This is a genomic window from Candidatus Delongbacteria bacterium, from assembly GCA_041675285.1.
In the GTDB taxonomy this organism is placed as follows: domain Bacteria; phylum CAIWAD01; class CAIWAD01; order CAIWAD01; family CAIWAD01; genus CAIWAD01.
Genome location: JBAYTZ010000007.1, coordinates 86,959 through 110,910, shown reverse-complemented (window position 1 = coordinate 110,910; position 23,952 = coordinate 86,959). Strand labels below are relative to the sequence as shown.

The 23,952-nt window shown below is 66.5% G+C and carries 17 protein-coding genes; 1 reads left to right on the top strand and 16 read right to left on the bottom strand.

Features of this window, described 5'->3' with window-relative positions:
- The first annotated feature begins 26 nt into the window (after nt 1-26).
- Nucleotides 27-2,519 (top strand): hypothetical protein, encoded by a 2,493-nt coding sequence (locus tag WC326_09000; protein ID MFA7331198.1) that lies wholly within the window; start codon nt 27-29, stop codon nt 2,517-2,519.
- A gap of 596 nt (nt 2,520-3,115) precedes the next feature.
- Here the strand turns inward: WC326_09000 and WC326_08995 are convergent.
- The 16 genes from WC326_08995 to WC326_08920 all read right to left on the bottom strand — a co-directional run bounded on the left by WC326_08995 (nt 3,116) and on the right by WC326_08920 (nt 23,905).
- Nucleotides 3,116-4,006 (bottom strand): uracil-DNA glycosylase, encoded by an 891-nt coding sequence (locus WC326_08995; protein MFA7331197.1) that lies wholly within the window; start codon nt 4,004-4,006, stop codon nt 3,116-3,118.
- Nucleotides 4,003-5,214 carry a bifunctional phosphopantothenoylcysteine decarboxylase/phosphopantothenate--cysteine ligase CoaBC gene (gene coaBC / locus WC326_08990; GenBank protein MFA7331196.1) on the bottom strand — a complete coding sequence of 404 codons (1,212 nt, stop codon included), beginning with the start codon at nt 5,212-5,214 and terminating at the stop codon, nt 4,003-4,005. Before coaBC ends, WC326_08995 begins: the two co-directional genes overlap by 4 nt.
- A complete protein-coding gene (locus WC326_08985) occupies nt 5,198-5,497 on the bottom strand; it encodes a hypothetical protein (protein ID MFA7331195.1) in 300 nt (99 codons plus the stop codon). Before WC326_08985 ends, coaBC begins: the two co-directional genes overlap by 17 nt.
- A complete protein-coding gene (gmk, locus tag WC326_08980; GenBank protein ID MFA7331194.1) occupies nt 5,481-6,077 on the bottom strand; it encodes a guanylate kinase in 597 nt (198 codons plus the stop codon). Before gmk ends, WC326_08985 begins: the two co-directional genes overlap by 17 nt.
- Before the next feature lie 31 nt (nt 6,078-6,108).
- Nucleotides 6,109-6,987: a YicC/YloC family endoribonuclease gene (locus tag WC326_08975; GenBank protein ID MFA7331193.1), complete on the bottom strand. Its 879-nt coding sequence runs from the start codon at nt 6,985-6,987 to the stop codon at nt 6,109-6,111.
- A gap of 64 nt (nt 6,988-7,051) precedes the next feature.
- Complete coding sequence (locus tag WC326_08970) at nt 7,052-7,882, bottom strand: sigma-70 family RNA polymerase sigma factor (GenBank protein MFA7331192.1); 831 nt, start codon at nt 7,880-7,882, stop codon at nt 7,052-7,054.
- Nucleotides 7,883-7,893: 11 nt separating this feature from the next.
- Complete coding sequence (locus WC326_08965) at nt 7,894-9,276, bottom strand: trypsin-like peptidase domain-containing protein (protein MFA7331191.1); 1,383 nt, start codon at nt 9,274-9,276, stop codon at nt 7,894-7,896.
- 363 nt (nt 9,277-9,639) lie between these two features.
- The gene (locus tag WC326_08960) at nt 9,640-10,908 is read right to left on the bottom strand and encodes a DUF1343 domain-containing protein (GenBank protein ID MFA7331190.1); all 1,269 of its coding nucleotides are present in this window, start codon (nt 10,906-10,908) and stop codon (nt 9,640-9,642) included.
- Nucleotides 10,905-12,422, bottom strand: coding sequence for a D-alanyl-D-alanine carboxypeptidase (locus tag WC326_08955; protein ID MFA7331189.1), 1,518 nt, complete (start codon nt 12,420-12,422; stop codon nt 10,905-10,907). Before WC326_08955 ends, WC326_08960 begins: the two co-directional genes overlap by 4 nt.
- A complete protein-coding gene (locus WC326_08950) occupies nt 12,422-13,942 on the bottom strand; it encodes a glycosyltransferase (protein ID MFA7331188.1) in 1,521 nt (506 codons plus the stop codon). Before WC326_08950 ends, WC326_08955 begins: the two co-directional genes overlap by 1 nt.
- Before the next feature lie 30 nt (nt 13,943-13,972).
- The gene (locus tag WC326_08945) at nt 13,973-16,177 is read right to left on the bottom strand and encodes a T9SS type A sorting domain-containing protein (protein MFA7331187.1); all 2,205 of its coding nucleotides are present in this window, start codon (nt 16,175-16,177) and stop codon (nt 13,973-13,975) included.
- 76 nt (nt 16,178-16,253) lie between these two features.
- Nucleotides 16,254-18,410, bottom strand: a complete 2,157-nt coding sequence (locus tag WC326_08940) for a hypothetical protein (protein ID MFA7331186.1) — start codon at nt 18,408-18,410, stop codon at nt 16,254-16,256.
- Nucleotides 18,411-18,565: 155 nt separating this feature from the next.
- Nucleotides 18,566-20,737, bottom strand: a complete 2,172-nt coding sequence (locus tag WC326_08935) for a T9SS type A sorting domain-containing protein (GenBank protein ID MFA7331185.1) — start codon at nt 20,735-20,737, stop codon at nt 18,566-18,568.
- Between the two features lie 13 nt (nt 20,738-20,750).
- Nucleotides 20,751-21,317 (bottom strand): hypothetical protein, encoded by a 567-nt coding sequence (locus tag WC326_08930; GenBank protein MFA7331184.1) that lies wholly within the window; start codon nt 21,315-21,317, stop codon nt 20,751-20,753.
- A 123-nt stretch (nt 21,318-21,440) separates the two neighbouring features.
- Nucleotides 21,441-22,076, bottom strand: coding sequence for a hypothetical protein (locus WC326_08925; protein MFA7331183.1), 636 nt, complete (start codon nt 22,074-22,076; stop codon nt 21,441-21,443).
- Between the two features lie 161 nt (nt 22,077-22,237).
- Nucleotides 22,238-23,905: a T9SS type A sorting domain-containing protein gene (locus WC326_08920; GenBank protein MFA7331182.1), complete on the bottom strand. Its 1,668-nt coding sequence runs from the start codon at nt 23,903-23,905 to the stop codon at nt 22,238-22,240.
- Nucleotides 23,906-23,952: the final 47 nt, after the last annotated feature.

The following is a 23,952-nucleotide window of genomic DNA, read 5'->3' as shown; positions in this document are numbered from 1 at the left end:
TCCTCCCCGGTGTGGAGATTCGCCCCATGTCACGCTTTCCGCAAGGCCTTCTTGTACTGCTGTTCTGGGTCGGCGCGGCCCAGGGCCTGATCCGTGTCCCCCAGGATGTGGACTCATTGCAGTCCGCCATCGATTTGGCCATGGAGGGCGACACGGTGCTGGTGGCGCCGGGCACCTGGACGGAGCGAGTTCACATTCCTTCAGGGACCCTCTGCCTGGCCTCCAACTACATCTTCAGCGGCGATAGCACGGACATCGTGAACACGGTACTGGACGGCCAATTGGAAGGCACGATCATCTCCGTGGAGATGGACGAGGCTAGCCGGCTGGAGATCAATGGCCTGACCTTTACCGGCGGCATGGGAAGCTTCATCTTCGAAACGAGCGATCTCATTGGCGGAGCCATTGACATCGTCACGTGCGGCCATGTCAACTTGTCCAATCTGGTTTTCTTTGGGAATCGTGCGATTGGCAGTGGGCCACCAGCCGTATGCTACGTGAATCTCGTGGTACCAACGCCTGAAGCTCATTTCGTGCTCACGAACATCAACTGCTATTCGAATATTTCCCCATCGAATAACGATCACGCTATCACTATTTCGAATGCCATGACAGTATATGCAAACCGTTTGCGGATTTCTAATCAAGGATCCACAGTAACGACTCAGTACAGGTTGAGCGCTTGCGACAGTATTATCGTCAGTGATGCTGTTTTTACGGGGTTGGATAGTCTGCGTCAAAGCCCCTTCTATTTTTCTACTCGTCACAACTCGGGCTGGCCAGCGAGGTATGCATCATTCCGAGACATCTACTTCTGCGGAAATACCGTAACTGGCGATATGACCTACACATTCTCGACGGCTGACTTCGGTGAAACGATTGCGCGGAACATCCACTTCGAGGACAACTACTTTCCCGAAGGCAGCCTATCGCTCACGTTCGGCTACCGGGGCCAGGTGGATGCGGACAGCCTCTACATTCGTGACAACCGGCTGGACCAGAGTTACAATCTTTTCCAACTCCTGGCGCCAGGTGAGGTGCGGAACCTGATTGTAACGGGAAATCGGACCGGGCGGGTGGAGTACTTCTACACGGGGAACCCAGATGATCATACCCATTTTGAGCGCGGTAACCTATACCATGCACTGTTTGAGAACAACACATACATCGCGCGTCAGATGGAGGACATTGATCTTGGGGTCGGTGGTTCCATGCTCTACGTGGGGGGGGAAGAGGCGGACAGCATGGTCCTGCACAATGTGCAGTTCTTGAACAACCTCTATGTGGATCCGGACGTGTACGACGAATCTCATATGGCGGAGGCGGACTTCTGGGGCATTGGCCCCAACCTTGGACGCCTGCTCTTCAGCGGCGCCAACTACGCCTATCCGCCCGGAGCCCTGGTTCTGGACTCCTGCGTCTTCGTCGGGAACCACCAGCCCAACATCATGCCCGATGGCGTGACCGCGATGCTTCACACCGTGGGGAGCAGTGTTGAGATCAGATCGGCGTCCCAAACCGAGCAATTCAATCTTTACATCCGCAACTGCCGGATGATTGATGGCGATGACGGAGGCTTCTGGATCCAGAATCGGGGTGGAATCACGTCCATCGAGAACCTGGAGATCATCGACGTCGGCCGCTTTGGTCTCACTTGTTACGCAGCCAGCGATTCGGACCATGCCTACAGCACGCTCCGAAACATCTACGTGAAGCATGTCTTTCGCCAGGAGTACTATGGGAGCATTCCTCGCGAGAATTCGCTTCACCATGCACTGTTCCTGGGCAACCTGCAGCCGGATCAATATGATGTCAGCAACGTCACCCTTATGGACTGCGACCTGCCGGTCCTGCTGCGCTGCTCGAACAACGGGCCTGGATTCACAATGCGGAACTGTCTGCTGGACAACAACGAGGCGGACTGGTTCTTCCACCCACTGGGGCAGGAAGCGGGGTTCGAGTACTGTCTGCTTCCTGGGAGTTTCCCAGGTGCCGGCAACGTGTGGGGCGTGGACCCCGGATTTGATCCCGAACTGGAGGCGCCCTGGCTGGCGGCGGACTCCCCTCTGATCGATGCGGGGGATCCGGATCTAGGCTACAACGACCTGGAAGACCCACTCGCCCCCGGAGTCGCCCGCTGGCCCAGTCAGGGCGCGCTGCGCAACGACATCGGGTACACGGGCGGTCCTGCGGCCAAGTTGACGGGCGTGTTCTGGGTGGGCGTGCACGAGAAGCCGGAGGTGGGGTTCCGGCCAGTGGATATCAGCCTGGGCGCCCCGTGGCCCAACCCCTTCAACCCCGTGACACGCATTCCCTTCACCCTCATGCGCCCAGAGGTCATTAAGCTCAGCGTGCATAATCTGATGGGTCAAGAAGTGGCCGTGCTGGTGAATGGCCTACGCATGGCCGGCAGGCAGGAAGTCGTGCTGGATGGCGCCGGGCTGGCCAGCGGGCTCTACTTCGTCACGCTGGAAGTGGGCGCACGGCGCGAAAGCCGCACCATCACCCTGCTGCGCTGACCTCTCGCGCTGGCGGCTCACCTCAGAGCCACGGAGTCACAGAGGCCGGATAGGTCTTGGCTTGGGTTGCGCGTGACACGTTCGAGGATCTGCCTGAGCACGAAGACTCAAAGGCTCGAAGACGGGCGGACTTGGGGGTTGAGCACGCCCCCATCCCATCGCGCCCCGGCGATGCCGGGTCGCGCCTTCCCCATGCCCACGCTTGCGTGGGCCCGGGGCATCGAGGGAAGGGAATTGGCTTCGCCTCGCCCAAGCCATGGGATCCCCCGGTCAAGCCGGGGGATGACGAAAATGGTTGCGTGAGGTGAAGGCCGCAGGACTGAACCAGAAACTGCGTGAAGCGCGAAGCGCGAACCAACTACAACTGGACCAGGAATCACTTCATCCGGCCGTCTGTCTGACGGCGGCCGTGAGGCCGCCTAGTTACGGCCGCTGAGAAAAAGCGCCTCTTTGGCTCCACCTTTCTGGCGCAAGCAGAAAGGTGGAAAACATGGGGCCCGCCAGGTCGGTGCCAGAGCAGTGTCCATTTCTGGTGCCAGCGAAAAGGTGGAAACCAAGGGATCCGGCAAACTCCGGGGTGAAGGGGCGGGAGTCCCTCAGCTTGCCTTGCCAGCCTGGGGCAGGGAGCCGGGAGCGCCGCCCAGCTCGTCGTAGCGCTTGCGCAGGGCCTGCAGATCCTCCCAGGCGGGGCGCTTCCAGTGGATGTTGCGCAGCAGGGCGGCGGGGTGGTAGGTCACCCGCAGGGGCACGCCCTGGTAGCTGAATTCCTCGCCCCGCATGGATCCCAGACTGCTCTCGCGGCCCAGCAGCGTGTTGGCCGCCACCTTGCCCAGCGCCAGGATCAGCTTGGGCTTCAGGAAGTGCAGCTGGTGGTCCAGGAAGGGACGGCAGGCCACCAGCTCGTCCACGCCGGGATTGCGGTTGCCGGGCGGCCGGCACTTGAGCGTGTTGCAGATGAACAGATCCTGGCGGGCGAAGCCGATGGCCGCCAGCATCTTGTCCAGCAGTTCCCCCGCCGGGCCCACGAAGGGCTCGCCGCGCAGATCCTCCTGCTCGCCGGGGGCCTCGCCCACCAGCACCAGATCCGCGTTGGTCCGGCCCACGCCGAACACCGTCTGGGTGCGGCGGCCCGCCAGCCCGCACAGCTTGCAGGCGCAGACCGCGGCCCGCAGCTCGTCCAAGCTGGACCAACGCAATTCCAACGGGCGGACTGGCGGGGCATTCAGCGGCGCCTTTGCCGGCGGCGCCTTGACCGGCGGCGCGGCGGCGGGAGCGGTCGGCCGCAGGCTGCCGCCCGACCACGGGGAGGGTTGAGAGGTAGAAGCCGGCGCGGCGGGCGCCCCCGCACCCCGGCTCTCCAGGGCCTTGCGCAGGCGGGCCGGATCCCGGAACAGCGCCGGATCCACGCCGGCGGGCAGGGGCAGCGCGCCGAACTCGGCCTGCCCTTCCAAAAGCTCCAGCAGTCGGGCCTTGAGGGTGTCGCTCACGGCCGGGCGTCCAGCAGGTGGGCGGCGCGCCGCAGGATGTGGCGGGCGGCGTCGAGCTTGTCCAGCAGCGGCAGTTCCTCCACCGAGCCGTCGCGCCCCAGCAGCGTGACGCGGTTGGTGGGCGAGCCGAAGCCCGCGCCCTCCGTCCGTGGATTGTTCACGCAGACCAGGTCCAGATCCTTGCGGCGCAGTTTGTCGGCCCCGTGCTCCAGCTCCTGCTCCACCTCCAGGGCGAAGCCCACGTGGACGCGGCCGGCCCGCCCGGGCAGCTGGGCCAGCGAGCCCAGGATGTCCTCCGTCGGCCGCAGGGGCAGCAGCCACTCGCCGCCGTCCTTCTTGCGCTTGCCGGGCTGGAACTCGGGCGCGTAGTCGGCCACGGCCGCGCACATCACCACCAGGTCCGCGTCGCGGGCCTGCTCGCGCAGGGCCGCGGCCATCTGCGCGGCGGAGCGCACGTCCGTGCGACAGACCCCCAGCGGGGTGGGCAGCTCCACCGGTCCGGCCACCAGCCGCGTCTCGGCGCCCATCCGCTGCGCGGCACGCGCCAGGGCGAAGCCCATCCGGCCGCTGGAGCGGTTGCTCAGCACGCGCACCTCGTCGATGTCCTCCACCGTGGGTCCGGCACTGACCAGCACGCGGCGGCCGGCCAGTTCGCCCGTGCGCTGGATCTGCCACTCCAGCCACTCGTGGATCACCTCGGGCTCGGCCATCCGGCCGGCGCCAGTCTCGCCGCAGGCCAGCCAGCCGGAGTCGGGCTCCACCAGAGTGTGGCCGAACTCCTGCAGGCGCTGGCAGTTGTGGCGCACGGCGGGATTGGCCCACATGCGGTGGTTCATGGCGGGAGCGAAGAGGATGGGCTTGTCGAAGGCGCAGATCAGCGTGGAGAGGAAGTCGTCGGCGAGGCCCTGGGCGGCCTTGCCCAGGATGTTGGCCGTGGCCGGCGCCACCACGAAGCGCTCGGCCCAGGCGGAGAGGTCGATGTGCTCGGCGCCCTCCACCCGGCCCTCGGCGAAGGGATCCGCCAGCACCGGGTGACCCGAGAGGGTGGAGAAGGTCAGCGGCCCGACGAACTGGGCCGCATGACGGGTCATCACCACCCGGACGTCGTGACCGGCGCTGACCAGCCGCCGCAGCAGCAGGCAGGACTTGTAGGCCGCGATGCCGCCGGTGACGCCCAGCAGGATCTTGGCGCTAGCGGGATTCTCCATCGACCGGATCCAGGTAGTCGTACTTCACCGTGCCGTCCAGCATCTCGCGCACGGCCTGCACCGAGGGCTTGGTGAAGAAGGGCAGCTCCAGCTCCTCGGGCTCCTCGGGCGCATCCTCACTCAGGTTGAGGGTGGCCTGGTATTCCTCGTGGATCCGGCTGAGAATGGACTTCTGATGCTCGTTCACCTGGCGCGCACGCAGGCCCATCACCAGGATGGCCTCGTAGATGTTGTGGTTGCGCAGCTCCAGGTCTTCCTTGGTGGTCTCATGCAGGCTCTGCACGGCGTTCCTCCCCTTCTTCCGCCGGCTGCAGGAAGGCCTCCAGGCAGCGGAGCAACTCGAGATAACTTGATTCCAGCCGATCGTTGACCACCCGGCAATCGAAGCGGGCGGCCAGTTCCAGTTCCTCGCGACAGCGGGCCAGGCGGATCTGCACCTGCTCCTCGCTCTCGCTGCCCCGCGCCCGCAGGCGGCGTTCCAGTTCTTCCAGCGAGGGCGGCGCCACGAAGACCAGCCGGGCCTCCGGATACTGGCCCTTGAGGTTCAGCGCGCCCTTCACGTCCAGATCGAAAACCACGTGCCGGCCCGCCTGGCGCAGCCGCTCGATCTCGGTCTTGAGCGTGCCGTAGCGGTGGGCGAAGAAGGCCTCCCACTCGGCGAACTCGCCGGCCTGCACGCGCCGTTCGAACTCCTCCGGGCCGATGAAGTAGTACTCCCGGCCCTCCTGCTCGCCGGCCCGCGGAGGCCGCGTGGTGCAGGAGACGGCGAAGGCGAAACGCCCGTGCCCGGCCAGCAGGCGCTTGAGCAGCGTGCTCTTGCCCGCGCCCGAGGGCCCGGCCATCACCACCAGACCGCCGGTCATCGGGAGCATCCCGTCACGTCGCCCCGGCCGATCACTCGACGTTCTGCACCTGTTCGCGGATCCGTTCCACCTCTTCCTTGATCTGCACGACCAGGTGGGTGATCTCCGTGTCCGGCGTCTTGGAGCTGGTGGTGTTGGCCTCGCGCACCAACTCCTGCAGGATGAAGCCCAGCTTGGACCCCACCGGCTGCCCGCTCTCCAGCGTCTGGCGGAACAGCTCGCTGTGACTCTGGAAGCGCACGATCTCCTCGGAGATGTCCTGCTTGTCCAGCAGCAGCGCCACTTCCATCTCGAAACGCTCGGGCCGCAGCTCCGAGCCCTCCAGCAGCTTGTTCAGGCGCTCCTGCAACTGACGCCGGATCTCCGGCCGGTTGGCCTCCCAGGCGGCGCGGATGCGCGCGAAGGCGCTCTCGATGGTCTCCAGCCGCGCCACGAAATCCTGGCGCAGGGTCTCGCCCTCGCGGCGCCGGGTCTCGTGGAAGGCATCCAGGGCCAGACCCAACGCCTCGCCGGCCACGCCGAAGAGGGCGTCGTTCTCGCCCGCGGGCTCGCCGGTGGAAAGCACGCCGTCCAGCTGGAGCAGCTCGCGCGTGCCCAGGGTCTCGGGCACCTGCAGGTTCAGCGCCAGCCGGCGGGCGGCGTCGCGGTAGGCGCGGGCCAGGCCCTCGTCCACCTCGATCTTCAACTCGGCCTCCGCCGTGCGCGTCACGCTCATGTAGAGGTTGAGCTTGCCGCGGCTGATGGCCTGTTTGAGCCGCTCCCGGATGGGATGCTGGTAGGCCATCAGCGGCCGGGGCAGCTTGAGCCCGATTTCCAGGAAGCGATTGTTCAGGCTGGACAACTCCGCCTGCACCTGATATCCGGCGCCGCTGGCCGTTCCCCGGCCGAAGCCGGTCATGGACTGGATCATGAGATTCCGCGGTTCGGGCCCCGACCCCTTGCGGGTCGACGGCGCGTCGACACTGGCCGGGCGCTTAGCCCAGATAAGCCTTCAGATTCTTGCTGCGACTGGCGTGACGCAGGCGCCGCAGGGCCTTTTCCTTGATCTGGCGCACGCGCTCGCGGGTCAGGCTGAACTTCTCGCCGATCTCCTCCAGCGTCATGGGATGCTCCCGGTGCAGGCCGAAGTACAGCCGCACCACCTCCGCCTCGCGGTCGGAGAGCGTGGCCAGGGCCCGCTGCACTTCCGTGCGCAGGGACTCGCCCATCAGGTTGCTGTCCGGCGCCGGCTGGGACTCGTTGTGCAGGATGTCCAGCAGGCGGTTCTCTTCGCCCATGTTGAAGGGCGCGTCCATGGACAAGTGCCGGCCCGAGCGCTTCATGGTGTCCGTCACTTCGAAGGCGGACATCTCGAGCTCGTTGGCGATCTCCTCGGCGGTGGGCTCGCGCTCCATCTGCTGTTCGAGCTGGTTGTAGGTCTTGCCGATCTTGTTCAGCGCGCCCACGCGGTTCAGGGGCAGCCGCACCACGCGGCTCTGCTCCGCCAGGGCCTGCAGGATCGACTGCCGGATCCACCACACGGCGTAGGAGATGAACTTGAACCCGCGGGTCTCGTCGAAGCGCTTGGCGGCCTTGATCAGGCCGAGGTTGCCCTCGTTGATCAGGTCGCAGAGGTCCAGGCCCTGGTTCTGGTACTGTTTGGCCACCGAGACCACGAAGCGCAGGTTGGCCTTGGTCAGCGTCTCGAGCGCCGTCTGGTCCCCCTTCTTGATCCGCTTGGCCAGTTCGATTTCCTGGTCAGCGGTCAGGAGTTCCACCTCGCCGATTTCCTGGAGGTACCGTTCCAGGGTCTGGTTCGCTCGCACAGCGGCTCCCGTTAGTCTCCGAGGTCGATCGCCTCGATGGTCGTCCGCTTTTCCCGGATGATGTGCACCAGGACCGCGGACTTGGCTTTCGTCAGTTCCTTCTCCGCCGCGGCGTATTCCTTGGCGTTGCGGACCGGCGTCTTGTCCAGGCGGAAGATCACGTCGCCCACGTTCAGGCGGCCCCGCGCGGGGGAATCCCGCCGGATGGCCGTGATCACCACGCCGCCGTTCCGCTTCAGCAAGGCCTCGTCCAGCCGGAAACGACGAATCAGATTCTCATCGGCGGTGGCCACCTCCAGACCCAGCAGGTCCGGCTCGACGGCTTCCGGCGCGGCACCCGGGCGCACACCCTCCACCTTCATGGCCGCGGCGCGATCCGCCAGCACGAAGGTCAGGGTCTTGGCGTCTCCGTCCCGCAAAATCCGGGCCTTGACCTTTTCGCCCGGGGCGGTCTGGGCCACCTGCATGCGGAAATCGGCCACATCCGTCACGGAATGGCCGCCCCAATCCTGGACCACGTCCCCGGCCTGCAGGTCACCCGCGGCCGCGGGGCCGTCCTCCTGGACGGAATCCACGAACACGCCCTGGACGTCCGTATCCAGCCCCAGGGCCTTCTTCATCTCCGTCGTCAACTCGCGGGGCACCATGCCCAAGTAGCCGCGCACCACGGCTCCCCGATCCCGCAAGTCCTGGTACACCTTCTTGGCCATGTTGATGGGGATGGCGAAGCCGATCCCCTGGGCCTGGGTGTTGATGGCCGTGTTGATGGCCATCACCTGGCCATGGATGTTCACCAGCGGACCGCCGGAATTGCCAAAGTTGATGGCCGCGTCCGTCTGGATGAAATTCTGAAAGATCGGCGCGCCGCCGGCGATGTTCAGGTTGGCGCGTCCCGTCCCGCTGATCACCCCCACCGTCAAGGATTGCTCCAGCCCGTAAGGATTCCCAAGCGCGATGGCCCAATCGCCGACACGAATTTCATCCGAATTGCCCAGGGGCGCCGCCCGGCCGGCCGCGTGCTTGGCGTCGATCCGAACCACGGCCACGTCGGTGTCCGGATCCGTGCCGATCACCTCACCCTTGACCTCCCGCTTGTCGGACAGCACCACCGTCAGTTCGCTGGCGTTCTCGATCACGTGGTTGTTGGTCAGGATGTAGCCGTCGTTGTCAATGATGAAGCCGGTGCCCGAACTGGACATCTTTTCCAGATCCTGGTGGAACCGGTCGTCCGGGATGCCGAACATTTCCGGGCCGAAGCCGAACCAATCCCCGGGGTTCTGCTTCAGGTTCGACGTCACCTTGATGTGCACCACACTGGGCAACAGGCGGTCGGCCACGGCCACGAACGGAGAAGTGCCCCGGTCATCCACGGTCAACGGGAGCGAAGCGGGCATGATCCAGCCCCCCGCACTCCCGTCTCGGGAACCTGCGTTCTGCAGCATTCCAGCCAGGGCTGCCGGCGTCCATCCCTTCGCAGAAGCAAAAAGCACGCCGAGAATCAAACAACCCGTTGCAATGATGCTGGTCAGAATACTAGTTTTCAGCAGTTGCAGACGTTCAGACTTCATGGCATTTTTTCCCCAGAATGATTAAGGTAGCTCTCCTCCCCTGACAGGACAACGCTGTTCGGAAGAAAAATTGGACAGCAGCGGGTGTCCCTTGTCCTTCAACGGTCATCCTGTCTGAAGGGCTGGTCAAAACCACCCCTTGCAGCCATTTGTTCCATGTCGGACAGTTTTAGTTCAGATGGTGGGATTTCAATCCGGATAGAGCAAGGCGGTGCGGCGAAGTTCGCGAAAGGCCCGCTTGTCCCGCGCCAGCTCCTGCTTCAGGTCCGCCAGCGGGCGGCCCTCCGCCAGCCGCGTGAGAATCCGCTCCGTGCCCAGCGCCTTGCAGAACATCCGCCGCTGGGCTTCGCCGGCTCCCGCCAGGGGATCCACACCCCCCGCCTTCAGGCACTCCAGCAGCGCCAACTGCGCCAGCCCGGGATCCAGGCTGGGCAAATCCGTCACCAGCAAGCGGATGCCCCGACAGCTCTTGCCCGCCCAGGAACCGGCGCAAGGCGTCCAGCGCCAGGGAATGGCGCGCAGCCCGGGCACCAGGGCGGCGTTGAAGGCGGCGGCCATGGCCTCCGCGTCCGCCTCGACGGTGCCGGCCACCCAGAAGGGCGAGGCCGTGCCGATGCCGATGGAGACCGTGCCCAGCTCGCCCACCGCCCCCGTGATCCCCATGGCCAGGGGCGTGTCCCAGTTGGGGACATTGGGCGAGGTGGGAATCCAGGGCAGGCCCGTCTGGAGCTGGGTCATGCCCCGGCGCCAGCCGCGCATGGGAATCACCCGCAGCCGGCAGCCGATCTGGAAGGACTGGTTGTAGAGCTGGGCCAGCTCGCCGATGGTCAGACCGTGCACGTACGGCACCGGGTAGAGCCCGATGAAGCTGGACCAGGCCGGCTCCAGCGTCAGGCCGCCCAGCAGCTGACCGCCGGTGGGATTGGGGCGGTCCAGCACCACCACCTCCACCTTGGCCTTGCGCGCGGCCTTCATCACTTCCGCCAGGGTGGACGTGAAGGTGTAGGGCCGGATCCCGATGTCCTGGATGTCGAACAACACCTGATCCAGCCCCGCCAGCAGGGCCGGATCCACCTGGTTGGAGCCCTGGTAGAGACTGCTCACCGGCAGGCCGCTGCCGGGATCGCGCTCGTCCAAGATCTGCTCCCCGGCGGGCCGGCTGCCGTCCAGCCCGTGCTCGGGGGCGAACAGCCGGACCAGCTTGAGGCGGGGATGCGTGGCCAATAGCTCGATGCTGCTGCGGCCCTGGGCATCCCGGCCGGTCTGGTTGGTGACCAGCGCCACCCGCTTGCCCTGCACGCAAGCCAGAGAGTCGCTGAGCAGAACCTCCAGCCCGCTCAGCACCCGGGGCGCCGCTAGGGGACTGCGGAAGGGACCTTTGGCCCCCGCCGGCAACGCCAGCAGCAGGCTTAGGCCAACGCCGAGCCATCCGGCCGCAGCCCAGCGCAGGAAACTCATTTCAACTCCTCCGGCACCGACTCCAGCCAGGCCGCCAGCCGGGTCAGCACGCGGTTGCGCAGCCGCACGGCGTCGCGCCCCGCCTGCTGGCCGGAAATCAACAGGCAGAAGGCCAGGCGCGGGCCGCGCTCGCGCTCCAGGTAGCCCGCCAGACCCACCACGCCCCGCAGGGTGCCGGTCTTGGCGGCCAGCCGGACACCGGCCGGCAGCTTGGGTCCGTCCAGACGCAGGGTGCCTTCCCCCGTGCCCGGCAACAAGCCGCGCAGGAGGCCCGGATGCCGGCGCTCCATCGCGGCCAACAACTCCACGAACTGGCGGGGCGCGATGGAGTTGTAACGCGAGATACCGGAGCCGTCCACCTGCCGACGCCAGCCCCGCACGCCCAGCGAGTCGCTCAGCACGCGCTCCACCAGGGTCGCGGCGCGCTCCCAATTGGTGCCTGTCAGGCCGGGCCGGTCCAGGGCAAGCCCCTGGAAGAGGCATTCGGCGCCCAGGTTCCAGCTCTCGGTCAGCACGCTGTCCAGCAGTTGGGCCAGCGGCGGACTCAGGTGCTGTTTCCAGACCGGCGCCACGGGCAGGGCCAGGGCGCCGTTCAGAACGGGCGGACGGGCTTCGCCGAACACCTCCTGGGCCGCCTCGAAGCAGACCGAGCGGAAGAGGGAATCCGGGTGCTCCACGCTGCAGGCGGGGTCGGGCGGACGCACGCGCCAGCGTGGCGCCGGGCCGCTGGGCGGCGGGGCCAGCGGCGCGATAAAGAAGATCTCGTCCCGGGCCTCTTCCCAGCGGCGGGTCAGGCGGGCCTCCGCGCCACGGGCGGCGGCTTCGTGCTCCACACGCAGCAGGGCCGAGCCCGGCAGCTCCCAGCCCCCCGGGCCGGAACGCGCCACCAGGCAGTTGCCCTGCACGGTCAGGTCGGAGGGCCGCGCGGCGAAGGGCGCGCCAGCGTCGTCCCACATCCAGCCGGGACCCTGGCGCTCCGCGGCGAAGCGGTTGGGCAACACGCAGACCGGGCCGGAGACCTGGTCCACGCCGGCCTGCCAGATCTGCAGGAAAAGCTGGCGCAGATCCTCGGCCCCCAGGCTGGGATCGCCGCCGGCCTCCACCCACACGTGCTCCACCTGCAGAAGTCCGCTCTTTTTCTGGAAGCGCAGCTCGCCGGGATCGTAGGCCACGCGCGTGGCGATGCGATGGTCAGGGCCCCAGAGCTCCAGCGCGGCACTGGCCGTGCAGAGCTTGATCAGCGAGGCGGGGGTCTGGCGCAACTCGTCCAGGCGGCCGTAGAGCCGGCGCGCGCCGCCCGCCGTCAGCTCCGAGACGGCCAGCTGCACCAGCAGGGAGTCGCCGCCCAGTCCGTCCAGCCAGGCCGCCAGCGAATCCGGCAGGGCCAGCCCGGACGCTGGCCCGGTGGCCGGCGCTCCAGCGGCCGGCCCGCGGGGCGCCTGCGGCGACCCGGCCGGATTGACGCCGCGGGCCAGCAGGGCCAGCAGCAGGACGGCGGCGCTCCAACGTCTCATCAGGCCTGATCCCCTCCGCGCAAGCGCTGGTTGAGGGCCCGGCGCCGCGCGATGGCCGCGTGCCGGATGCGCGTCTTGTTGCCGATTTTCATGTCCGCCGAGCGCTTGACGTCCGTGTTGTCCGGGTGCCGGCGATAGCGGTAGAGCACCTCGTGGAGCTTGCCCACGGTGTACTTCTCCGCCACCCGGGCCACCAGGTCGTAGTCCTCGGCGAAGTCGCCGTAGTGCTCCTCGTCGAAGCCGCCCAGCTCCTCGATCACCGCCCGCTGCCAGACGCGCACGGCGCCGGCGCCATCCACGCGCAGGTGGTTGTTGGGATCGTACTCCAGGTGCTTGATGATCCCCAACTCCGTCAGCGGCTCGCCGTCCTCGGAGATCAACTCGTAGTAGGAGATGGCCAGACCCCAGTCCGGATGGGCCTCCAGCCCCTCCACCGCGGCCTCCAGGGTGCGCGGTGTGTACTCGTCGTCCGAGTCCAGCTGGGCCACGTAGCGCCCGCTCGCGCGAGACACGCCCAGGTTGAGGGCGCGGGCGATGACGTTGCGGTCGTTCTCCAGCAGCCGCACGCGCGGGTCCTTGTCCACCCAGGCCTGGACCACGGCGGCGCCGTCGTCCGTGGAGCAGTTGTTCACGCAGATCACCTCCACCTGCGGCCAGCGGCCGTCCAGCACCGAGGCGATGGCCCGGTCCAGGAAGCGGGCGCGGTTGTGGAAGGGAATGACCACGCTCACCGTGCCCGGCTCGCCCACCGGCTTCACGGTGGCGGGCAGGTGGCTCAGGTAGGCGTCGTGGGCGCGCAGGTAGTTCTTGAAGGCGGTCTCGAACTCCATCTCCTCCGCCGGCCCGTAGAACAGGTAGCTGAAGCCGCCCTGCGGACCCTCGCCCGGCGAGAAGACCTTGCTGGCCCCCAGCTGGCGCGCGGCCGCGCTCTCCAACGGCCGCGGCCGCATGGTGCAGAGCACGGCGTCCAGCCCGAACCACTCCCAGCGATCCAGCATGCGCAGGCGCAGTTCGTACTCGTGGGCCGTGTTGAAGGCCGGGTCGTAGTTGCCGCTCTGCAAGAGGGCTGTTCGGCGCAGGAAGACCAGCGGTCCGACATTGACGCGCTCGGTCAGGTCGCCGGGCCAGAGCCGCGGCGTCAGCACTTGCTCCTCCGGCCCCGTCGGGCCGTCCGCCACCTCGCGCACGCGGCCGTAGAACGCCCCGGCCTTGGGTTGGGTCCGGGCCGCCAGCACGGCGCGCTCCAGCGCCTCGCGCTCCAGTTCCAGACCCTCCGGCAACTCGGCCACCAGCTCGGCGGATGCACGCGCGAACAGCGCGGCCTTCATGGAACTGAGGTTGCGGAACTCGTCCGTGACCAGGCGCAAGCGCGGATCCGCGGGCAGGTCCACTGTGCCGCGGCCGTTGGTGCAGACCAGCACTTCGAAATCACCCAGGCTCTGGTTGAGCAGGCTGTCAAGGCTGCGGAGGCAGGCCGCGCCGCCTTCCAGCGCCGGCAGGAGAAGAAGGACCTGAGGCATGGGACTCCTAGGCTTGCGAGGCCGGGCTCGTTAGCGCGCCAGGAGCATCTTGCCCGTCCACGCGCGGCCGCCGGCCTCCAGTCGGTAGATGTAGACCCCGCTGGCCAGTCCGCGGGCGTCGAATTCCAGTTCGTGCGGCCCGGCAGGCTGCTCGCCGTCCACCAGCCCGGCCACCTGTTGGCCCGCCAGATTCCAGACGCCGAGACGGACGGGGCCGGCCGCGCCCAGATTATAACGGATGTGGGTGAGCGGATTGAAAGGGTTGGGCACGTTGGGCAGCAGGTCCCAGCCCCGTGGCGCCTGGACTTCCACCGCCGTAGTGGGAATCAGGCTGATCACGGGGTGCTCGACCCAGGGGCTGGCGTTGTCGTGCACGTCCAGCGCGCGGATCCAGCAGTAGAGCGGATCTCCCGGCTGCAGCTCCCCGAGCGGGAAGCTCAGCATGCAGGTTCGTTGCGTTCCCGCATAGGCCAGGACAGCTGTCGCCACGTCCTCCTCCCCTGAGATCCAGACTTCGAAGTGGGAGAAGTCCGCGCCGTAGGGATGGTCCCAGCTCAAATTCAGCAGATCCTGCGTGGGCGGCCACTGATCGTAGTACCAGTCCGAGTTGCTCACGTTGGAGACCGCCACCGGCCCGCGGTTGTCCAGCGAGAAGCCCGGGCAGACCGGCGCGAAGGCCGGCTGTGGGAAGTCCACGCTGTGCGCGGCCACCCGGAACTCGTGCAGGTTGGGATGGCCCTCCCACTGGTCGTCCCAGGTGCTGAGCAAGGTCTGCCGCCAGCCGCCGGGCGTGCCCGTGGCCGGCAGGAAGCCGACGGAGAACCAGGGATCGCCCGGCGCCGCGTCCGGATAGCGCTGCCAGAGCGAGTAGCCCAGCACGGGGTTGCGCGGGGAGCCGTCGTTGGGCGAGGCCTGGAAGCGCAGCCAGACCCGGCCGCCCTCGTCGTCGGGCAGGTCCGTCACCTCCAGCAGGCGCGGCGGCAGCAGCAGGTCGTACTGGTCGAAGGGCAGCGCGCCCATGTCCCCCGGCGTGCCGTCGGGATCCAGCTGCAGGGGGTCGTCCCACACGTCCACCACGCAGTTCACCTGACTGGAATCATTCGGGGCCAGCCAGGTGAGGTGATAGTCGCCGGCCGCGCGCTCCACGAAGCCCGGCTCGCAGGTCCAGTCCGGCGCGTCCATGGCGGGCGGGAAGCCGCTGGTCTGAGGAAAGAAGTCGGTGAAGGGGATGTGGGCGAAACCCTCGCCCGTCAGCTCCGTGCCCGCCGGCGCGGAGAAGGCGAGGATGGACATGTTGCTCTCGAACTGGGCGCTGGGCGACGCCAGGAAGACGCCGCCCGCCGTGCCGCCCGTGTTGTCGGCCACGGTGCAGTGATCCAGGAAGAGCAGGCCGTTCTCCCGCACCACGGCGGCCCCGCCGGCGCCGGCGCAGGCGTTGTGATCCACGATGCAGTGGAAGAGCCGCGCCTCGCTGCCCGGCCCCACTTCCAAGGCGCCGCCGTCGCCCGGGTTGTTCACGCCCGTGATCCGCACGTGGCGCAGCTCCAACCGCGCGCCGTCCCGCAATTCCACGCCGCCCCAGTCCTCCCCTGCCAATGTGATGGGTGCCTCCGCTGTGCCCTGGATGCGGAGCTCGCCGGGTCCCGCGACGATGAGACGCTTTCCAGGCTGGAAGTGCAGGCGCATGCCGGGATCGATGCACAGGTCGCGCGTCGACGGATGGAGGACGAGTTCGATGAGATCGTCCAGCAGGGTAACGACCCCTGACGGGTGTGCCTCCCAGGAATAGCACGTCCAGTAGGGTTGTCCGCACGAGACATCGCAGCCGGTATCGTCGGTGGGGATGATGCGATTGGGAAAGGAAACCCCGCAAGGATAGGGGATCTGCTGCGGGCGACTCACCATGTATCCGAACCCCGGCCCGCAGAAACGCGCCCGACGCTCGACAATGGTGTAAGTGGCGTCTCCCTCGCAGTTGTCCACCAGCGAGTCCGCGTCCGCCACGAACTGGTACGCCAAGGGGGAGCCGCCCGTCGAGATGGCGCAGGGAATGACGTGGAGCTCGCTCTCATCGTCGTCATTGACAATGGTGATTGAGCCCGCGTATGGCGCACAACTGTTGGGATCCCAGCAGTCGACGACCGCCATGTCCTCCACCCGGATGTCGAACTGGTAGATGGCACGGGCGGGCCAGGCCGCCAGCAGCAGAGAGAACAGCCACATGCGGGCACTCATGAATTCCCTCCTTTCGCCGTTCATCCCGTGGGCACGTCCTGTGCCACGGTGATCCGTGGGCACAACGCGCCGCCGCTCACTTGAGCAGCAGCATCTTGCGCTGGGCGCACTGCCCGGGCGTCTCCAGCCGGTAGACGTACACGCCGCTGGCCAGTCCGCTGCCATCGAACAGCAGCTCATGCCGACCCGCAGGTTGGTGGCCGTCCACCAGGCGCGCCACTTCTGCACCGACCAGGTTGAAAACGGTCAAGCGCAGCTGGCCGGCTGTAGGCAGTTCATAGGCAATGCGAGTCGATGGATTGAAAGGATTGGGCAGGTTGGGCTCTAAAACAAAAGCCGCCGGACGCCCGGGCTCCAAATCCATTGAAAGGATGATGTATATCATGGCTGGCCCGGCATTTCCATGGCGATCCACGGCCCAAATCCACAGGAAGTAGATGCTGGGAGGGCCCCCTTCGAGTGTAAGGGTGCAGTGGGCGTCGGTTCCCTGGTAAACCAGCTGCGCGGTGTCTGGATCTTCCACTTGAGAGCCCAAGACCACGAAGTGGGAAAAGTCCTGCGGTGTCTCGTAGCTCCAATCCACGTCGCAATTCACCCAGAAGGGAGGCCAAGGATCCACCTCCCAATCCGTGTCCCACACGTCCGTCACCGGCTCCGGCGCCCGATTGTCCAGGGAGAAGCCGGGCACGACGGCGGAGAGGGCGGGCCCGCTGAACTGCACGCTGTGGGTGCCGATCAGGAACTCGTGGACGTTTTCGTGGCCCTCGAAGCGGTCGTCCAGCGTCGCCACCGGCACGACGTAGTGCCGGCCGGGGTCGCCTTGGGCCGCCACGGCTCCGGCGGCAACCCAGTCATCTTCATTCATGCCCGGATAGCGGATCCACACGGAGTACAATGTGGTGGGATTGATCCACGAGCCGTCGTTGGGCGAAGCCAGAAACTCCACCAGCACCGTGCCGCCCTGATCCTCGGCCCGATCCGTCACCGCCAGGATGGTGGCGGGGCGTAGCACCAGGTGCTGATCGAAGGGGAAAGCGCCCATGTCGCCGGGCGTGCCGTCGGGATCCAGTTCCAGCTCGCTGATGGACACATCGATGGTGCAGTTCACGAGACTGCCGTCTTCCGGCGCCCAGAACGAAATGTGGAAGTCCCCGGCGGACGGATTGAGATAACCCGGATCGCAATGCCAGCGCGGCGGCTGCAGGCCGGCGGGAAAGTCCTCCAGCTGCGGGAAGACATCGGTGCTTTCGAGATGCACGAAGCCCGCGCCGCGGATCTCGCTGCCCGCGGGTTCGGCGTGGGTCACGAGGCTCAGGTTGGCCTCCAGCAAGCACTGGCCGCCCTCCAGCTGCACGCCTCCCGTGGCGGCGCCGCGGTTGTGCGCAATCGTGCAAGCCTGCAGGCTGAGCACGGACTCCCCCGCCAGCCAGGCCGCGCCGCCGTCGCCGCTGGATTCGTTGCCGCTCACCAGGCAGCGGGTCAGCCGCACCTGGGCCTGATCCGTCAGCCGCAGGGCGCCGCCCGCGCCCTCGTGTGTCACCGCGTGGATGCGGCAGTGGCTGAGCAGGCCGGTCCCGTCGCCCAAGAACTCCAGCCCGTCCCAATTCTGACCCGTGATGGTGATGGGATGCTCCGCGCTGCCCGGCGCGAGCAGCTCGCCCCGGACGGTGAACGTCACGCCCGGCAGGCACGTGATGGTGCTTCCGGGCGGAATGGTCAGGGTTTCGCCCGCCGGCACCTCGAAATCCTCGAGCAGCACGATCTCGCAATCCAGCTCGCAGTCCTCCGGCCAGGCCCACTCCACGCATCCGTCGCTGCCCGGGGCCGGAATGAGCCGCACGGGAAAGGGCATGTCACACGGATAGGGGACCCCGATGCTGTTCACCAGCTCGTATTGGAAGCCCGGACCCTCGAACAGGGCCTGCCGCTCTGTGATCGTGTAGCTCGCTCCGTCCTCGCAATGGGTCCAGTCGTCGGCATCCACGACGAAGGAGTATGCCAGGGGGACGCCACCCTGGAAGATGGAGCACGCAAACTCGTGGGTGACCCCCGGATCTTCGTCGCTGACAATGGTGACGGAGCCTGCCGTGGCCGAACAGCTGGCCGAGTTCCAGCAGTCAATCTCTTCCAGGTCATCCACCAGCACGTTGAACTGATACGCGGCCCCTGCGCCGCGCGCGCAAGTCAGCAACAGGAGTGCGCTGAAGGCCAGTATCCGCCGCTGCCATTTCATGTTCATCTCCTGTGTTACAAGAGAACTCCGTGGACCGCTGCGGTGCTCGCCAGGGCAGTGCTTCAGCTGGGCGTGTGGGGCGTGCGTCGGGGGGGAGGGAACAAAAAAAATCCCGGGGGGCACGCGGCCCCCCGGGACGATGGATCAGGGTCGGCTTACTTGACCAGGATCATCTTCTTCAGGTCGCTGAAGCCCGCGGCTTCCAGCTTGTAGAAGTAGACGCCCGAGGCCAACTGGCTGCCGTCGAACTTCACGCTGTAATTGCCCGCGGCCTTCTGGCCGTTGACCAGCGTGGCCACCACGTTGCCCAGCATGTTGTAGACGGACAGCTTCACCTGGCCGGCCTGCGGCAGGGCGAAGTTGATCGTGGTGGAGGGGTTGAAGGGGTTCGGGTAATTCTGGGACAGGGCGTAGGCGCGCGGCAGACGGTCCGCGATGCCCACGTAGTCCGCGCCGCCCAGCACCGGGGTGCCGACGTTGGCGTGCTCGTCCACGGCGGACACCCAGAAGTACAGGTGGTCGCCGTCCTGCAGCTCGCCGAAGGGCTGGCTGTAGACCACGGAGGTGGCGGGGCCCTGATAGTACTGCTCTGCCGTGCTGATGTCCTCGGACAGCGAGGTCAGCACCACGTAGTGCGAGAAGTCGTTGGCCGCGCTGCCGCTCCAGGACAGGGTGATCAGGTCGTTCTCGGCCGGGAACTGGTCGTACTCCCAGGTGCCCACGTTGGTGGAGGCCAGGACCGGCGGGGCCAGGTTGTCCAGGGAGAAGCCGGTCATCACGGCGGAGGCGGCGGGCACCGGGAAGTGCACGCTGTGGGTGCCGATCATGAAGGCGTGGATGTTCTCGTTGCCTTCGAACTGGTCGTCCAGCGTCGGGACCTGCACGAAGTAGTGCTGCTCGGGGTTGGCGATGGCGGCCACCGTGCCGGCGGACACCCATTCGTCCTCGCTCATGCCGGGGTACTGGATCCAGACCGAGTACATGGTGGTCGGGTTCAGCATGGAACCGTCGTTCGGGGAGGCCAGGAACTCCACCAGCACGAAGCCGCCCTGGTCGTTGGGACGGTCGGTCACGGCGAGGATAGTCGCCGGCATCATGATCTCGTGCTGATCGAAGGGGATGGCGCCCAGGTCGCCCGGGGTGCCGTCGGGATCGTTCTCGAGCTCGTTGACGGAGACGTCGATGATGCAGTTCACGACGGCGGGATCGTCAACCGACCAGAAGGACGGGTAGTAGTTGAAGTTGGCCGCGTCCACGTAGCCCGGATCGCAGTTCCAGCTCAGCACTTCCATGCCCTCGGGGAAACCCGTGCTCTGGGGATAGATGTTCGTGAAGCCGACGTTCGCGAAGCCCGTGCCCACCAGCTCCGTGTTGGCCGGGGAGGCGAAGCTCAGGATGGACATGCTGCACTCGAACTGGGAGAAGTCGCCGCCCACGTAGACGCCGCCGACGGTGGCGCCCATGTTGTCGGAAACCGTGCAGCTGTTCAGCGACATAATGCCGCCGTCCTGCAGGTAGGCCGCGCCGCCCTCACCCGTGGTGCTGTTGTGGGCGATGATGGAATCGTAGATCCGCACCCAGGCGCCGCTGGCGACGTTGAAGGCGCCGCCGTCGTCCGTGGAGGCTACGTTCTTGACGGTGACGTAGCGCATGGTGGCGTCGGAGTTGGCTTCGAAGTCAAAGCCGCCCCAGCCCTGGCCGTTGAAGACGATGCCGTCCTCCAGCGTGCCCTGGGCGTCCACGTCGCCGCCTTCCTGGACGATGATCTTGATGCCCGCGCCCATGTTGCCCTGGATGCCCGGCTCGACGAACAGGGTCTCGCCGGCGCCAACCACGAAGTCGGCGGTCACTTCCACCAGACCTTCGGGATAGTTCTCCCAGGTCCACTCCAGAATCTGCGGCGCCTCGTAGCAGCCGTCGTCGGCCGTGGGAATGATCCGCGCGGCGAAGGGGATGCTGCAGGGGTAGGGGATCATCTGGGTCCGCACGAGGTCGTAGCGGAAACCGGGGCCTTCGAAGTGGGCGCGACGCTCGGTGATGGTGAAGCTGTCGTCGCCTTCGCAGTTGTCCACTTGCTCGTCGGCGTCGCAGACGAAGCCGTAGGCTTCCGGAATGCCGCCCTGGATGATCGTGGCGGGGATGACCCGCACGTCCATCTCGTCGTTGTCGTTGACGATGGTGATGGAACCTTCCGTGGCCGCGCAGGTGGCCGGGTTCCAGCAGTCGATGACGCCCATGTCTTCGATGCGCACGTCAAACTGGTAGATGGCCCACGAGGAGCTAGCACCAGCCAAGGTCAACAATGTCAGCAGAGAGAGTTTCTTCATGGGAGACCCCATTTCATTTAGAGTTGCTGTGGCTCTTCTTGATGGACTTCCACGCCCCGAACTGGACCTGCTTGGGCGTGATATCGTTGAAGCCCGGCTGCGCTTTCCAGGGAGTGGTGTCGCAGTAGTGGCGGGCCGTGTCCTTGTCCTCGGAATCGTAGACGCGCACGATCACCTGCTCCCAGAGTTGGACGCGCGTGTCACTGGCATCGGGCTCTTCCACGAAGACCGTCATGGTGGCCTTCACCAGGCCCGGAAACTGGTTCATCAGCTCCTTGAAGCGCGGCTCGTTGTACTCCGGGTTGACGGTCTGGATGCGGTCGTCCCCGTCCGCGAAAGGGGGGTCCACTTCGCCCGTGACGGTGATGACCTCGATGTGGCGATGGGTCAGGGGCTTCATGCCGCCGGGCTCCGTCAGGGTGAAGCCCTCCAGCTGGGCATAACCTGGCAGGACCATGGGCATGCCGGGGGACGAATCGGGGGCCGCCTTGCGGGATTCGTCGGCGCCCTGGGCATTGGCCTGGGAACAGCAAAGGACAAGGCCGACCAACCCATACGCGGCGGTACGCAGGACGCTCACAAGTTTCTCCCGGTTAGCTGTTTTTCGTGTCGAATGTAAAGTTCCGAAACGATCCCACCAATGAAATCGGGGGTGGGAGCGGTGTGTACGCAGCCCTGAGCAAGCGCCATGCCATTGGGCGGCTCAGGAGAGCAGCAGCTTGCGGATCTCCCGCCGACCCTCCGCTTCCAGCTTCAACAGGTAGAGTCCGGCGGGCAGTCCCGCGCCGGTGAAGAGGAAGTTGTGAAGCCCGCGCTGGCGGCTGCCGTTTCCCAACGTGGAAACTGAATTCCCAAGCAAGTCAAGAACTTCCAGCCGCATGGCCCCTTCCCGTCCCAGATAGACCTGGATCGTGGTCGCCCGCGACTTGGGATCGGGCACCAGGCGTAGAAGTGCGGGGGCGGCGCCGGCGGCGCAGGGGGCCAGAGGCCGCAGCTTGCCCGTCAGGGGAAAGGCCGGACCGACGGGATAGCCCGCCTCCAGCTTGCCCGGCTTCCATTGGCGGTGTTCCTTGCCTACCTGCAGCTCCACCTTGTCCATCTGCTTGCCGCGCAACTCGTCGTCGTACTGGAAGATCAGGTGCCAGTGGGCCGGATGGCCCGAGGGGGTCAGAATGGCGCTGGCGGGCCAGGGCCGGGCACTGCCCACGCAAAACAGCCGGGCCTGGAGCTCGCCCAGGCAGGCCTCGTCCAGCGTGGCGGCGGGGAGATCCAGTTGCAGAATGGCGTCGGTCGCGCCCGCCCAAAGCAGCAATCCCACCAACAGAGCCCTGACGCGCATGCGCGCCTCCCTTTCTTGACATCCGAATATAGGGAAGCCCCTCCCGCCGGAGGGGGCCTGCGGACCCGCCGGCGAGCTCGAATTCCCTTCGTGAGCCACGAAAGCCAGGCTCCTTTGGTGACTCCTCTCCCGCAGTGCTCCCGCATCACTCCCGCAGCCAATCACTTCACCAACAGCAGCTTGCGCACTTCCACGCCACCCGCATGCGTGACCCGCAGCAGATGCAGGCCCGCCGCCCAGCCGCTCCCGTCGATGGGAATCTCATGGGCGCCCGCGGCCAGCAGGCCCTCCTGCAGCAGGGCCACGCGCCGGCCCAGTAGGTCGAAGACCTCCAGTGTCACGGCGCCGGACGCGGGCAGCACCAGCGTCACGTGACACACGGGGTTGAAGGGGTTGGGCCAGGGCTCGCCCAGCTGGAAGGCGGCGGGTTGAGGAGAAGGCCCCACGCCCGTGCCGCCCCACTCCCAGGCGCACTCCGAACCGTCGACATTCCAGCGGGAGTACACGCCAAGGGAGTCCAGGCTGCCTGCCATGGACCCGGGCAGGTTCCACCATTCGCCCTGGCGCACTTCCACCCACACCCGGGCGCCGGAATCCCGCCAGGGCTCCAGGTCCAGGCCGGGATGCCAGGCTTCGCTGTCCCACACGCGCAGGGCGGTGCTGTCCATGGCCACACCGTTCACCCAGGTGACCAGTTGGACGTTGGCCGGCAGATTCCACTCGTTCTCCGCAACCGTCAGGTTGATGCCAACCTGCTCGTTCCAGCCGGCCACGAAGGCGTCCGGATCGGTCACTTCGCCACACACCGCGATGCTGTCCGTTTCCAGCTGGATGTCCAACTCTGGTATCTGCCAGTGGGCCGCCGGCCAAAAGGGCGGGGCCTGGGTGAACAGGCGCGGGTCATAGCTGAAAGCGCGGTACTGGTATCCAATCATAGCCTGGCCCCAGGGTCCGACCGGGTTGCGGATCAGGAACCCGGCAGCCCGTTGGGCCAGGGAGCCATAGAAGAAAAACGTGCCGCGACGATCGTAGGTGGAGGACAGTCCCTCGCACCCATCACTTGCGTCCCAGATGCGCACGTGAGTATTGGCGCTTCCACCGCACTCGGTGATCTGTGGCACAGGCGAAGGAACCATGGCGCCAAAGGCGGTGGTCTGCCAGAACTCGCTCTCCAGGCAGCACCCCAGCGCCAGAATGGAGGCGGTGACCACCACGTCGCGGCGCTGCTGTTGGCATTGGGTGATCACGGGATCCGGATTGGGAAGTCCACACGCGGCGCCGGGGGAATCCGAGCCATTGGCGAATCCATTTTCCAGGCTCGCGGCGAGGATCACATTGTTCTCGCCGATGAGACCGATGAAGCGCGGTGAGTCTGCCGGCACGGTGCCGAACAAGCTGTTCTCCGGCGGCGGATCGCCGGGACAAGGCTCGAGGATTGTGTCCGAAGTGATCAGATCGCCGGTGATGAACAGGCTGTCGGAGACCAGCACCGTGACGGAGCCGTCCACCACGCCCTTGAGCCGGGCCACGCCCTGCACCCAGATGAGCTGGGGCTGGTCGCCCGTCGGCAAGGAGGTGGTCGTCCACGGCACCGTGTAGACCGTGTCCGCTCCCTGTACCTGGGCCTGGCTGAACTGGGCCGCGTGATAGACCGGGCCGTCGAAACGGATCAGCGTGGTGAGGGGCAGGCTGTCCAGCGCCGCCGCCCAGCGATGTTCCGGCAGGCAGGCGGAGCGCATGCTGTCCAACTCCTCATCGGAGTCCAGCAGCAGCCGGGCATGGGAGAAGCTGTTGTAGGTCCACACGGGCGGAGGGGGGATTGGCTCCACAACCATTTCGTCACACGTGGAAAGACAGATGATGCGGGCGCCAATTC

What these genes read in the sequence shown, in the direction of transcription:
- WC326_09000 (MFA7331198.1), top strand. Translation starts at nt 27, where the DNA reads ATGTCACGCTTTCCGCAAGGCCTTCTTGTACTGCTGTTCTGGGTCGGC.
- coaBC (MFA7331196.1), bottom strand. Translation starts at nt 5,214, where the DNA reads ATGGAGAATCCCGCTAGCGCCAAGATCCTGCTGGGCGTCACCGGCGGC.
- gmk (MFA7331194.1), bottom strand. Translation starts at nt 6,077, where the DNA reads ATGACCGGCGGTCTGGTGGTGATGGCCGGGCCCTCGGGCGCGGGCAAG.
- WC326_08975 (MFA7331193.1), bottom strand. Translation starts at nt 6,987, where the DNA reads ATGATCCAGTCCATGACCGGCTTCGGCCGGGGAACGGCCAGCGGCGCC.
- WC326_08965 (MFA7331191.1), bottom strand. Translation starts at nt 9,276, where the DNA reads ATGCCCGCTTCGCTCCCGTTGACCGTGGATGACCGGGGCACTTCTCCG.
- WC326_08960 (MFA7331190.1), bottom strand. Translation starts at nt 10,908, where the DNA reads ATGAGTTTCCTGCGCTGGGCTGCGGCCGGATGGCTCGGCGTTGGCCTA.
- WC326_08955 (MFA7331189.1), bottom strand. Translation starts at nt 12,422, where the DNA reads ATGAGACGTTGGAGCGCCGCCGTCCTGCTGCTGGCCCTGCTGGCCCGC.
- WC326_08950 (MFA7331188.1), bottom strand. Translation starts at nt 13,942, where the DNA reads ATGCCTCAGGTCCTTCTTCTCCTGCCGGCGCTGGAAGGCGGCGCGGCC.
- WC326_08945 (MFA7331187.1), bottom strand. Translation starts at nt 16,177, where the DNA reads ATGAGTGCCCGCATGTGGCTGTTCTCTCTGCTGCTGGCGGCCTGGCCC.
- WC326_08940 (MFA7331186.1), bottom strand. Translation starts at nt 18,410, where the DNA reads ATGAAATGGCAGCGGCGGATACTGGCCTTCAGCGCACTCCTGTTGCTG.
- WC326_08935 (MFA7331185.1), bottom strand. Translation starts at nt 20,737, where the DNA reads ATGAAGAAACTCTCTCTGCTGACATTGTTGACCTTGGCTGGTGCTAGC.
- WC326_08925 (MFA7331183.1), bottom strand. Translation starts at nt 22,076, where the DNA reads ATGCGCGTCAGGGCTCTGTTGGTGGGATTGCTGCTTTGGGCGGGCGCG.